Source organism: Sphingobium sp. LSP13-1-1.1, from assembly GCF_040676415.1.
GTDB lineage: Bacteria > Pseudomonadota > Alphaproteobacteria > Sphingomonadales > Sphingomonadaceae > Sphingobium.
Map to the genome: position 1 here is coordinate 376,310 of NZ_JBEGHU010000001.1, position 12,270 is coordinate 388,579.

General features: G+C 63.9%; 11 protein-coding genes. 5 read left to right on the forward strand and 6 right to left on the reverse strand.

Translation table 11 applies throughout. From position 1 onward, the window contains the following. Nucleotides 1-93: 93 nt before the first annotated feature. Nucleotides 94-1,077, forward strand: coding sequence for a TauD/TfdA dioxygenase family protein (locus tag MRBLSP13_RS01580; protein ID WP_363752224.1), 984 nt, complete (start codon nt 94-96; stop codon nt 1,075-1,077). Nucleotides 1,078-1,129: 52 nt separating this feature from the next. Here MRBLSP13_RS01580 and MRBLSP13_RS01585 read toward each other — a convergent pair whose 3' ends face one another. Next, the gene (locus MRBLSP13_RS01585) at nt 1,130-1,942 is read right to left on the reverse strand and encodes an enoyl-CoA hydratase/isomerase family protein (RefSeq protein WP_363736285.1); all 813 of its coding nucleotides are present in this window, start codon (nt 1,940-1,942) and stop codon (nt 1,130-1,132) included. A 139-nt stretch (nt 1,943-2,081) separates the two neighbouring features. On the opposite strand from MRBLSP13_RS01585, the gene MRBLSP13_RS01590 reads away from it, so the two are divergent. Beyond that, on the forward strand, nt 2,082-3,332 hold the full coding sequence (locus tag MRBLSP13_RS01590; RefSeq protein WP_363752226.1) for an MFS transporter: 1,251 nt from the start codon (nt 2,082-2,084) through the stop codon (nt 3,330-3,332). Between the two features lie 10 nt (nt 3,333-3,342). Here the strand turns inward: MRBLSP13_RS01590 and MRBLSP13_RS01595 are convergent, their stop codons facing one another. Genes MRBLSP13_RS01595 through MRBLSP13_RS01605 form a run of 3 tightly spaced genes read right to left on the reverse strand, consistent with a single transcriptional unit; the run spans nt 3,343 to nt 5,947 of the window. After that, entirely contained in the window at nt 3,343-4,248 is a 906-nt protein-coding gene (locus tag MRBLSP13_RS01595) for an acyl-CoA thioesterase (RefSeq protein ID WP_363752228.1), read from the reverse strand. Beyond that, nucleotides 4,245-5,282 (reverse strand): SDR family NAD(P)-dependent oxidoreductase, encoded by a 1,038-nt coding sequence (locus MRBLSP13_RS01600; protein ID WP_363752230.1) that lies wholly within the window; start codon nt 5,280-5,282, stop codon nt 4,245-4,247. The genes MRBLSP13_RS01595 and MRBLSP13_RS01600 overlap by 4 nt, the downstream gene beginning before the upstream one ends. A gap of 23 nt (nt 5,283-5,305) precedes the next feature. Continuing rightward, entirely contained in the window at nt 5,306-5,947 is a 642-nt protein-coding gene (locus MRBLSP13_RS01605; protein WP_363736290.1) for a TetR/AcrR family transcriptional regulator, read from the reverse strand. Nucleotides 5,948-6,043: 96 nt separating this feature from the next. On the opposite strand from MRBLSP13_RS01605, the gene MRBLSP13_RS01610 reads away from it, so the two are divergent. After that, nucleotides 6,044-7,786, forward strand: coding sequence for an N-acyl-D-amino-acid deacylase family protein (locus MRBLSP13_RS01610; protein ID WP_363736291.1), 1,743 nt, complete (start codon nt 6,044-6,046; stop codon nt 7,784-7,786). 75 nt (nt 7,787-7,861) lie between these two features. On the opposite strand, the gene MRBLSP13_RS01615 is transcribed toward MRBLSP13_RS01610, so the two are convergent. Beyond that, nucleotides 7,862-8,500, reverse strand: a complete 639-nt coding sequence (locus MRBLSP13_RS01615; RefSeq protein ID WP_363752232.1) for a TetR/AcrR family transcriptional regulator — start codon at nt 8,498-8,500, stop codon at nt 7,862-7,864. An 84-nt stretch (nt 8,501-8,584) separates the two neighbouring features. Here MRBLSP13_RS01615 and MRBLSP13_RS01620 point away from each other — a divergent pair, with 84 nt between their 5' ends. Beyond that, nucleotides 8,585-9,739, forward strand: a complete 1,155-nt coding sequence (locus MRBLSP13_RS01620; RefSeq protein ID WP_363752234.1) for a Gfo/Idh/MocA family protein — start codon at nt 8,585-8,587, stop codon at nt 9,737-9,739. 76 nt (nt 9,740-9,815) lie between these two features. Next, nucleotides 9,816-10,808, forward strand: a complete 993-nt coding sequence (locus MRBLSP13_RS01625) for a hypothetical protein (protein ID WP_363736297.1) — start codon at nt 9,816-9,818, stop codon at nt 10,806-10,808. A gap of 136 nt (nt 10,809-10,944) precedes the next feature. On the opposite strand, the gene MRBLSP13_RS01630 is transcribed toward MRBLSP13_RS01625, so the two are convergent. Continuing rightward, nucleotides 10,945-12,252: a DUF1214 domain-containing protein gene (locus MRBLSP13_RS01630; RefSeq protein WP_363752236.1), complete on the reverse strand. Its 1,308-nt coding sequence runs from the start codon at nt 12,250-12,252 to the stop codon at nt 10,945-10,947. Between the last annotated feature and the right edge of the window lie 18 nt (nt 12,253-12,270).

The following is a 12,270-nucleotide window of genomic DNA, read 5'->3' on the forward strand; positions in this document are numbered from 1 at the left end:
GTAAATTGCCCGATTATACAGGCGACCGATAAGGTTTAGCATGATCGCACTGGTCCGCCATCACGGCCCGGCGGCATATGCGAGGAGAGGATAATGCTGAAGGAAAACGAGGTTCGGGAAAAAGCCGGGATCAAGGTCCGCGCGCTCAGCCCCGGTTTCGGTGCGGAGATCATCGGCGTCGATCTTTCGCGTCCACTGGACGATGCCACGGCCGAGGCCATTCGCGACATATGGATCGAGGCGGGACTGCTGCTGGTCCGCGATCCGAAGGCCGACGATGAAGCGCAGATGCGCCTGAGCCGCCTGTTCGGCGATATGGAACCGGCCGCCACGGCGGACATGAACGATCCCAACAACCAGTTCATGATGACGCTGAAACATGATCCCGCGGACGACAAGCCCCGGTTCCAGACCGATTATAATTTCGGCGGCCATGACCGGGCGGGCTATATTCCCTGGCACTGGGACCAGAGCTTCATGCCGACCATCGTGCGCGGCGCCGTGCTGCGCATGGAACAGCCGGCCACCCAGCTTGGCCGGACCGGGTTCATCGATGCGATCGAGGCCTATGAACGGCTGTCGCCCGAGATGAAGGAGAAGATCGATGGCATGGAGGTCGTCTATCATTTCGTGACCGACTTCCTGGAGTGCAAATATGGCGTGCCCGCGGATCTGCGCGCCCTGCCGCGCACCAAGCCATCGAGCGGGGCGAAATATGATTTCCCGCCCGTGGTCCACCCGATGGTCATCACGCAAAGGGAAACCGGCCGCAAGGCGCTCAAGATCTCGCCATTGCAGGCGCAGTATATTCTGGGCATGGATCGGGCCGAAAGCGATGCACTGCTGGCCGAACTGGCGGCTCATCTGACCGACGAGCGATATGCCTATTTCCACGACTGGCAGCGGAACGACATGCTGGTGTGGGACAATTGGCGGATGATCCACCATGCCGAGGGCGTGCCGCTCAATGTGCCGCGCAGCGCCCGCCGCACCACGATCATGGGCGACTATGCCGTGGGCCGCTATCTCGACCCCACGCTGGACCGCAACCGGGCCGTGAAGCGGATCGTCGACTGAAGACGCGTGACGCCCGGCCGCCTGCATCAGGCGACGGCCGGGCGCCCCAGCGCTATCGTCCCGAGAAGCGGGGCGGCCGTTTTTCCATGAAGGCGGCGGTCGCCTCCCTGTAATCCTCTGTCATCGTGCCCAATATCTGGGTGCGGTTTTCCGCCTGTATCGCGGCGTCATAGCTGCCGGCGTCCAGATTGGCCCACATCAACGCCTTGGTATGGGCGACGGAATAGGGGCTGTTGGCAAGGACGGAGCGCGCATAGGCGATGCTGTCCTCGATCAGCGACTGCGGTTCGGAAAGCGAACGGACCAGGCCGATGCGTTCGGCCTCCCCGGCCTCGATCGCCCGCCCGGTCAGCAGGATGTCGAAGGCGCGGGCGGCGCCGATCATGCGCGGCAGCAGATAGGAAATGCCGCTTTCGCCGCCGGTCAGGCCGATCCGCACCGCCGCCACCAGAAATTTCGCGGCCGGGGTCGCGATCCGCACGTCGGCGCTGAGCGCGATCGCCATGCCTGCGCCCACGGCCGGGCCGTTGACGGCCGCGATCACCAGCTTCGGCATGGCCCGGATGCGTCCGCCCATGCCGGCGAACTGCTGCTGCCAGTGCAGTTTTTCGATGACGCCGCTGGCGCCCGTCTGGTTGCGCTGATTGGATGCGGCAAGGTCCTGGCCAGAACAGAAGCCGCGCCCGGCGCCGGTGATGATGACCGCCCGGCACGTGGGATCGGCCGCCAGTTCGTCCAGCAATCCGTTGAAATGCGCGACAGTCTCCCGAAGCAGGGCGTTCATCCGCGCGGGCCGGTTGAGCGTCAGCAGCACGATGCCGTCATCCTGTCCCGGCCGCTCAACGACAATATCTTCCTCGACCATCACCCTCTCCTGACCGACACCATCGCGAAGGTGCGACCGCCGCCGCCACATTGGCAAGCAGAAGATGCGTTCCCTACACATATGCGTAGAAAAGGGGGACGACTGTTCCCATCACGCGCTTTCGCGCAGAAACGGGGGCATGAGCCAGCATCAGCCCCCCGCCGCCGGAGCATCCCAGTTGCGCCTTGTCGCGCAGGAATGGCGGCGCGCCTGGCGTCCGGGCGTTGCGGCATTGTTCGCAGGATCGCTGGGCTATTCCCTGTACCCGGCGGTATCCAGCCTGTTCGTGGAGCCCCTGCAACAGCAATTCGGCTGGTCCCGCGGCGACATAGCCTTTGTTCACAGCTTCGGCCTGATCATCGCGTTCATCGCGCCAGTCATCGGCCGGATGACCGATCGTTACGGTGTCAGGCCGATATTGTCGGCGGGCCTGCTGATGACCGCCATCGGCTATGGCCTGCTCGCTTCGATGAGGGGGTCGCTCGGCTATTTCTATGTGGTGCATTTCGGCTTTGCGCTGGTCGGCATGGCAACGACCGGCATCACCGTCACCCGCATCCTGAGCGGCGCGTTCGAGAGGACGCGGGGAACGGCTCTGGCCATTGGCCGGTCCGGTCTGGCGGTCGCGGGCGGATTGATGCCGATGGCGCTCTATCCCGTGGTGCTGCGCTTCGGTACGGCAGGCGGCTATCTGCTGCTTGCCGCCTTCATCCTTCTGGTCGCCCTGCCCCTCATCTGGTTCTGGGTACCCTCCCGCGCCATGGAGTTGCGGTCCGGTCGCGGATCGCCTCCGCCCGCGGACAGCGCCCTGTCCCTGTTGGCCAATGGGAAGGTCCGCATCCTGATCGCGGCCTCCGTTCTGAACTATGTGCCGGTCGTGGCGCTGCTTTCCCAGATGAAGCCTCTGGCGGTGGAGAAGGGTCTTGATGCCCTGTCCGCGGTCGGTGCCGTGTCGGTCATGGGGGCGGCGGCAGCCATGGGGGCCTTGCTCAGTGGCGTTCTGGTCGATCGTTTCTGGGCGCCGGCAGTCGCGTTCGTCCTCAACTTCGCGCCTGCCATCGGTTGCCTGCTGCTGCTCAAGCACGACGTGCCGCCCGCGCTCTTCTATGGCGCGGTATTGATGATCGGGCTTGGCCAGGGCGCGGAGATCGATATCGTGGCCTTCATGATCGCGCGCTATTTCGGGCTGCGCAGCTATGCCACCATCTACAGCCTGTCGACCCTGGGCATTGCTCTGGGCGTTGCGATGGGCGCCAGCCTGATCGGCATGGCCTATGATCATTTCGGCGGCTACGACATTGCGTTGATGGCCTGCTCAGGCAGCTTCTTCCTGGCGGCCCTGTTCTACCTGATGATGGGCCGCTACCCGGAGGGCGGCCAGCCGGAATGAGCCGCCCGGCTCAACCACGCAATCGGCGCAGCAGGCATTCCTGCGCCGTCGAAGCGACAAGACGGCCGTCGCGGTCGAAAATCTGGCCCCTGGAGAGGCCGAGCCCGTCGCTGGCCGATGGACTGGACGTCTGATGCAACATCCACTCCTCGCAACGGGCGGGGCGGTGGAACCACATGGAATGATCCATGCTGGTGATCAGGAATTCGCCGCTGTTGGTGGGCAGGAAATGCGGAATGGCCGATGCGCCGCCCAGCCAATAATCGCTGGCGAAGGCGAGCAGGCATTGCTGCAGCCGGGCATCGTCGACGGCGGCGGCCCCCGACTGCCGGAACCAGAAGGATCGCGCCGCTTCGGCAGGGCGTGCCAGCAAGTAGCTTTCCGGCGCGATCGGGCGCATCTCTATGACCAGCGCCGCGGCGAAATTATGGGTGACCGCCTGCGCCAGTTCCCCCGCCCGTTCGCGGACGAAATGCTGGATCGAGGCCACTTCTTCGGGCGGCGGCACGAGGGGCATCGATGCGTCCTGATGGACGAAGCCATCCTCCGCCGCGTGGAATTCGGCCATCATCGTGAAGATCGTCTGGCCATCCTGGCAGGCGGTGATCAGGCGGTTCGCGAAACGACGGCTGTCGCGCAGGCGCGTCACCTGATAGTCGATCGGCATGTCGGTGCGGCCGGCGGCCAGGAAATAGGCGTGGAACGAACTGGCCGGCAGCGCCTCCACCGTCATCATCGCCGAAAGCAGGGACTGGGCGAGCAAACGACCGCCAAATACCGATCCGATATGATTCCTCGCCCCGGCCGATCCAATGAACTGGTCGGGGCCCGACTGCGTCACGTCGAGGACGTCGGAAATCGGTTCGCGCGTCGACGCATGGTCATCCCTGTCGATGGGGGCGTCCACCGCGATCACCCATCCAGCCCCAGGGCGCGCCGCGCCGCCAGCACCGTGTCCATCTCGTCCAGGCCGCTCAACGGCACGTCATAGTCGGCGCGATCGTCAATCTGGCCAATATGGGCAGCGATGTCGTCACAGTCGGGCGCATCCGGGCCGGGGCTGTACCATCCGCGGGTCAGGCCGACGAACAGTCGCGAATATTTGCCGCCCAGCACCGAATACATGTGCTGGGAGGAGGCGCAGTCCCGGCTGGCCATGTAACAGGCCAGGGCGGCGACGAATTCCGGCTTCATGCCCTCGATGAAATGGCGGGTGCGCGCACCGGCGGCCTTGAGGAAATCGACGTCCGGGCGCTGATCGATCGGCGTGCCGCCCAGCCGGCCGCCCTGCGCGTTGGGGAACAGGGTATTGACGGCGATCCCGGCCGGCGCCTCCTGCGCGATGACGTTCATCAGGCCGATCAACGCGGTCTTGGCGGCGCCGTAATTGGCGCGATAGGGATTGCCGAACACGCCCGATTGCGAACTCACCAGAACGATCCGGCCATAGCCCTGTCGGGTCATGGCGCGATAGGCGGGCTGGCATATGTTGAAGGCGCCCTTCACATGGACCGCCAATACGGATTCGACATCCTCCTCGCTCAATGCACCGAAGGCGCCGTTGCGCTGGTTCCCGGCGTTGGAGATGACGATGTCCACCCGTCCGAAAGCGTCCAGCGCGGCATCGATGATGGCCCGGCCCCCGGCCTCCGTCGCGACGGTGTCGTAGTTCGCGATCGCGCGGGCGCCCATCCCGGCAAGTTCGTCGACGACCGCGTCCGCATAGCCGGTGGAACCACCCTGCCCCGTGGGATCACCGCCCAGATCATTGGCAACCACCGCCGCACCCCGGCGCGCCAGTTCCCGGCAGAAGGCCGAACCGAGTGCGCCGCCAGCACCCGTGACCACGGCCACCTGCCCACTGAAATCAATCGCCATCCGCGCCTCCTTGGGCCCGACCATGGCGGCGGCCCGGCGTTCCGCCAAGCCGGGCGATGGAATTTCGGCCATGTGATGGATCGATGGGCGGAAAGCTAATCCTTCCTGGGTTCGCTGGCCTTGAAAAGCATTCGTGCCAGCACGCCTTCCTCCACGTCCGTATCCGGCCCGCCCTCGGGAAAGAACCAGTCGCCGAGCAGCACCGAACCTGCCAGCATGCCGAAGCCGTAGCGAACCATCAGTTCCGGCGGCACGTCGAATTCCAGCCCGGCCTGCTGGTATTGCGACCGGATCCGGGCCACGGCCCGGGCAAAATAATCATCCATTCCATGAATGGCGGCCAGATCCACGTCCCCCCTGGACTTGACCATTGCCAGGAGCAGATCGGCATGGTCGCGCAGAAAGGGATAGAGCGCCTGGACATAGCGCATGCTGCGTTCTTCCCGGTCAGGCGGCAGGGTATCGCTGAAGGCCAGGAATTCCCGGAAACGGGCATTGAAAGGCTCTATCACCGCTTCGGTGAACAGCGCCTCCTTGCTGCCGAAATTGTTGAAGATCAGCGGTTCCGACACTTCCGCGCGCGCAGCGATATGGCGCGTGGTCGCACCGGAAAAACCCCGCTCCGCAAAAACGGCGCGGGCGGCATCGAGGATGAGCGCGCGGATTTCCGCCGTGGAGCGCCGCGCGCGGCGGCGGCGCGCCATGACCTCAGTCGACCGTTCGGAAATGTCATGCATGCGTCATTAAGCCATTGTCCTGTCTTTGCGGATGCTATAAATAGCACATACTATTTATCTCCGCGACTCCGTTGCGGCGATTCTGAAAGGAGAGGCATGAGCAGTCAATTCGATGTGGTGATCCGCGGCGGCACAATCGTGGACGGCACTGGAGCCCAGCCTTATGTCGCCGATATCGGCGTGAAGGACGGCATTATCACGCAGATCGGCGCGATCGATGCGTCGGCACGCGAGGAAATCGATGCGCGCGGCCTGACCGTCACGCCGGGCTTCGTCGATGTTCACACCCATTATGACGGCCAGATCACCTGGGAAAACCGCATGGCCCCTTCATCCAATCACGGCGTCACCACCGTGGTGATGGGCAATTGCGGCGTGGGATTCGCGCCGGTGCGCGATGGCGACCATCAATTGATGATCAAGCTGATGGAGGGCGTCGAGGACATCCCCGAAGTCGTCATGGCCGAAGGCGTGCCGTTCAACTGGAACAGCTTCCCCGAATATCTGGATGCGCTGGAACAGCGCGTGTCCGACGTCGATTTCGCGACGCAGATCCCGCACAGCCCGCTGCGCGTGTTCGTCATGGGCGAGCGGGGTGCCAATCTGGAACCGCCGACGCTGGAGGATCTGGTCGAGATGCGCCGCTGCGTCAGCGAGGCGGTAAAGGCCGGCGCGCTGGGCGTCGCCAGTTCGCGCAACCTTTTCCACCGCTTCCGTTCCGGCGAGCTCGCACCCTCCGTCACGACCGAACTGGACGAGGTCCTGGCCCTGGCAGAGGGTCTGAAGGATGCGGGCGCGGGCACTTTCCAGTGCAACCCCAATCTGGACAATGATGCCGAGGTAGAGCTGAAGATCTTCCGCACCATTGCGCGGGAGGCGGGCGTCCCCGTGACGTTCAGCCTGATCGCCATGCCGACCCGGCCGGAAAATTGGGACGGCTATGTCGCTGGCGTGCGCCAGGCGGCGAAGGACGGCCTTGCCATACGCTGCCAGTTCATGCCGCGCCCGATGGGGGTGATGTATGGGCTGGACCTCAGCTATCATCCCTTCTCGCTCAATCCCAGCTACCGTCCACTGGCGAAGCTGCCCCTGGAGGAAAAGGTGGCGCGCATGCGCGATCCCGAACTTCGCGCACGCCTGATCGCGGAGGAACCGGACGATCCCAACCCCGCTTTCGTCGGGCTGATCAAGTCGATCAGCGCCCTGTTCCGCATCGGCGATCCGGCCGATTATAATTTCGCGGCGGAAGACAGCATCCAGGCGGAGGCGGCGCGGCGCGGCGTCGACCCGCGCGAGATGATCTACGATGCGCTGCTGGAGGATGAAGGACGCGCGATCCTGTGTTCCTATTCGTCGGACGTGCCGGAATATCTGGCCAAGAGTCGCGACCTGATCGGGCAGGACAATATGATCGTCGCCCTGGGCGATGGCGGGGCGCATTACGGCATGATCTGCGACGCGGCCTACACCACCTATCTGCTGACCGGGCGGCTGGGCCGGGATGGGCTGGACCTGCCCACCGCGGTCAAGGCGCTGACCAGCCAGCCGGCGAATTCCGTGGGCCTGCGCGATCGCGGCGTCCTCAGCGTGGGGTACAAGGCGGACATCAATGTCCTGGACCTGCCCAACATGATCCTGCACCGGCCGCAGGTGATCGCGGACCTTCCGGCAGGCGGCAAGCGGCTGTCGCAAAAGTCCAAGGGTTATGTCGCGACCCTCGTCAGCGGAGCCGTGACCTATCGCAACGGCGAGGCAACTGACGCGCTTCCGGGCCGCCTGGTGCGTGGTGTACGCGGCGCTCCGGCGACCGCGCAGGCCAGGCAGCATGAAATCGCCTGAGATGGAGTGTCGGCGCGGATAAGGGGCGCGCAGACATGCCAGAAGACCGGCACGGTTTATCCGTGCCGGTCTTTTTTATTTTCGGTCTTTTTCATTGCGGAACAGCGGCCGCAGCAACGCCATCGCCGATGCGATCCGTTCCCCCGACTCCCGTTCGGAACATTGCAGCAGGCCATCATGGCCGCCGGTGACAAGCGCGCCGAATTGCCGCGCGAGCAGGGCCGGGTCGTGACTGGCCAGCCGCCCCTCCCGCGCCAGACCCTCCAGCCAGAGGACCAGCGGCGCGGCCACGTCGCGGCTTTCCAGCAGGATCTGCCGCGCCAGTTCAGGGAAGCGGCCGGCCTCGAAAATCACGAGGCGGAGGAATCGATCGGCGGCGGGATCGGCGGTCGCTTCGGCAATCGCGACGGCAAAGTCAGCGAGCACGTCGATCGGATCGCGCTCCTCTGTCTCGACCGCAGCGAAGCGATGCGCCGGTACGCGGCAGGCATAGCTGCAGATTGCGCGGAACAGGGCAGGCTTGTCCGGATAGCGGGCGTAGAGCGTCGTCTTGCTGATGCGGGCGCGGCGCGCCACTTCCGCCATGGTCACACCGGCAAAACCACGCTGCTCGAACAACGCCGCGGCAGCCTCCATGATGGCCTGCTCCCGCGCTTGCGCCTCGGCGGCTGTGGGTCGACCGCGCCGACGGGAGGCGTGCCGCGCAATCATCATATTCCTGATCCCCTTCCTGCTTGCGCAGGCCCCATTTTAATTGGACAGATTGGTTCAATTAGAACGGAATGAAGGTGCAGGGCAATGGCGGATACACTCAAGGTCGGGATCATCAGCGCCAACTGGAGCCTCAAGGTGCATGGCGCGGCCTGGCGCCGGATCGAGGGCGTGGAAGTCGCCGCCATCTGCACGTCCAGGCAGGAAACGGCGGAACGGGCCGCACGCGAATATGACATTCCCAAGGCCTATTGGAACCATGAGGAAATGTCGGCTGATCCGGACCTGCACATCATCGATGTCGGCACGCGGCCGTCCTTCCGCTTTCCCATGGTCATGGCCGCGCTGAAGAACGGCAAGCATGTCTATGACGCCCTGCCCTTCGCGGTCAGCCTGTCCGACGCCGAAGCGATGCGCGACGCGCAAAAGGCGGCCGGGGTCGTCGGCGTCGTCGACGCGCAATTCCGATGGTCCCCGCATGCGCAGAAGATGAAGCGCATGATCGATGAAGGTTTCATTGGCCGCCCGCTGGGCTTCAACGTGCAGCTCATGTTGCCGCTGATCGTCGCCAACGACAAACCCTATGCCTATTGCGCCTATTCGGAGCATACCGACCCATATTACTGGCTGGCGGAAAAGAGCAGCGGCGGCAGCGCCTGGCGCAATTTCGCGACTCATTCGCTGCTGTTCCTGACGCATCTGATCGGCCCCGTGGCGGAGGCGACCGGCATGTTGACGACCGGCGTGCCCGAATGGTTCCTGCCCAATGGCGAAGTGTTGCGCCCGGAAACGCACGACCTGGGCAGCGCGGTGCTGCGCATGGAAAATGGCGCGATCGGCAGCCTGCAGGCCGGATGGTGCGTGCCCGACACCGAAGGATGGCGCGTGGAAGTGTGGGGCGACAGGGGCCGGCTGCTGCTGGTCGACGACAGTTTCGGCAATTTCCCGTCGGCCAAGCTCTATGCCGGCGACGCCCGGCTGCTGACCTATGGCCAGCGGACCTGCGAAGAGGTGACGATGGACGATGCAGTCTACGCCATTCCCGGCGTCGAAGGGGCGACGGCGGAACCGCGCGCCTTCGCTGCCATGGACTGGATGTTCCGGAATATGGTCGATGCCATTCACGACGGAACGGAAGGATCGCCCAGCTTTACCGAGGCCGCAGCCGTGCACCGCGTGGTCGAGGCAGTCGAGCGGGCCAATGTCGAAAGGCGTTGGGTCACGATGCAGGAAATGGGGTGAGCCGCACCGGCGCCAGACCATCACGACCATATGAACAACCGATCCTGTGCCAAGGGATAATATCGGGAGAGAATCCATGCTGAGAATAGACAAGCGTATCGATGTCACGGCGGCCGCACCGCATTTGGGGGACAAGGTCGAAATGGCCGTGACGCTGACCCTGCCCGATCCGTCGGCCATGCCGGACCGGCCGGTCGCGATCTTCGCCTGTCCGGGTGGTGGATATTCGCGCCACTATTTCATGATGAATTTCGATCGTCATGAAGGCTATGACGAGGCGGAATGGCAGGCCCGCCACGGCATGATCCACGTCGCGATCGATCATGTGGGCGTTGGTGAAAGCAGCATGCCCGATCTGTCGAAGATCGATTTCCAGACGATGGCCGCCACGCATGATTCCTGCGTGAAGCAGATTGCGGCTTCCCTGATCGAGGGTACGGCGGCGCAGGGCTTTCCTCGCCTGTCGTCGCTTTTCCTGGTGGGGATGGGGCAGTCCATGGGCGGTGGCGTCAGCATATTGACGCAGGGCCGTTTCGCAACGTTCGACGCGATCGCGCCCTTTGGCGTCAGCGCCATTCACACCGTCCTGCCGCAGCGCGACCAGGCCGCTTTCGAACATGGCATACGCCGTTTCGACAAGGTGGCGAGCGGTGAGGTCAAAAGCCATCTGGAGCATGACCATGAGGGCGTCGATTATGTCTATCCGTTTCACTGGGAAGACGTGCCCGCCGACATTCTGGACGACGACATGAAGGGCGGATATCCGATCCGGCAGACCACGCCGATCTATGGCAGCCTCACCATCCCGCATTGCGCGGTGCAGATGATGCTGCCCGGCGCCTTCGCGGAAGACGCCGCCCGCATCACGGTGCCGGTGCTTGTGGGCGATGGCGAGCGGGATACGTGCCCGGAGCCCTATCGGGAGCCGGCGGCCTATTCCGCTTCCCGCGACGTCTCGCTCTACATCGTGCCGCGCATGGCGCACATGCACAATTTCGCTTCGACGCGCGAGATATTGTGGCGGCGGCTGAACGACTGGTCGCGCATGGTTGCCGCCGCGCAAGATTAGGGCATCGTGCGCAAAAGTGGGACCCGGTTTTGCGCAAAACGATGCGACATCAAAAGCATAGAGCGCGCTGCGTGACCCGAATTTAACGCAACGCGCTCCAGCAGCTCTGAACAGTCGCTGCCGACGGCGGGAATTTCTACCAGCGTCTGCGCATCTGCAGGCCCAGATTGCGCTTGCGCAGCGTGGCTTCCCGTTCGGCGGGCGTCACGCGGGGCGTGTCGCCGGGCAGGTGACTGGCGAGTTCGGACAGCGGCACCTTCCTGATCGTCGGCATCGGATAGCTGTCCGCCCCGTGCCAGCGGCCCACCAGCATGCCGCGGCCATGGCCGCCGCTGTCCAGCCAGTTGGCTACTCCTGGATCTTCCAGTGCGATCACGGCGCGGAACTTGCCGTCGCTGTCGAGCCTGGCCTGCATCGCGTTCAGGCTGCTCTGGCGATAGCCGAATTCTATCTGGTTCCAGAGTTCGTCGTTCAACTGCACGTTCCAATATTTGCAGGTCTCAGGCAGTTCGGTTTCCAGGACGAGCGCTTCGCCCGGCTGATAGTCATAGATGCACCGGAAATATTTTTGCGGCCATTCGCCGCTATTGCCAAGATCTTCAAAGCCCGAAAGTTCCATGACGTTCAGACCCAGGTCCTGGATGACCTTGTTCTGATAGCCGATGCAGATGCGGGAGAAGCGTTCCACGAAACCGCCCAGGATCGCATCGAGCCTGGCGGCAATTTCCTCCTCCGTCAGCCGGGGTTTGAGCGGCGGCTTGTCCAGTCGTTCTATGGCGAAGCGCGCGTCCACGTCGACGCCCCAGTCATAGGCGAACTGGCGGATCATGATGTCGCCCGCCTGGGGATCGAGATAACGCCAGTCGCCGGTCCAGTCCTTCGGCCTTTCCGTGCTGAATATCACCTCGAAATAGCCGTCCTTGCCCAGGGTCAGGCCATCGGCATCATAATTGTTGAAGCCCGGACGGGGATCCTGCGTTCCGAACATGCCCCGCCCCACGGCGAAGCCCATGACCTTGTTGGTTCCGCGATAGCCGCTGATCCTGTAGACGCCGTCGCCGCTGACTGGAGCGATATGGTAAATGGCGTCAGGATTGGGCTGGAGCAGGAAAATGCTGTTTTCGAACGGCATCCAGTCGGGATGTTCGGGCGTAGACTGGAAATACCAGATATAGGATTGCGCGATATTCATCACCAACTGGCGATAGAGTTCGGCGCGGATCTGGTCATCCTGCGGAAAACCCGTGAGATCGTTGAGCCTGCCGGCCGGTTTCAGAAGGTCGACATAGGCGCTCCAGTTCCTGAGCGCGGCTGCGGTCGCGGCGCCGCTGTTCATGGTCGCGCCCCATGCGCGGGCCGGCCGGCCGGCGACGGATATGCAGAGCGCGCTGCCCAGCAGGCCCCGTCGCGACAGGTCATGATCGTTCGCTTCGTCATCGGGCACTCTCCTTCTCCATATCGT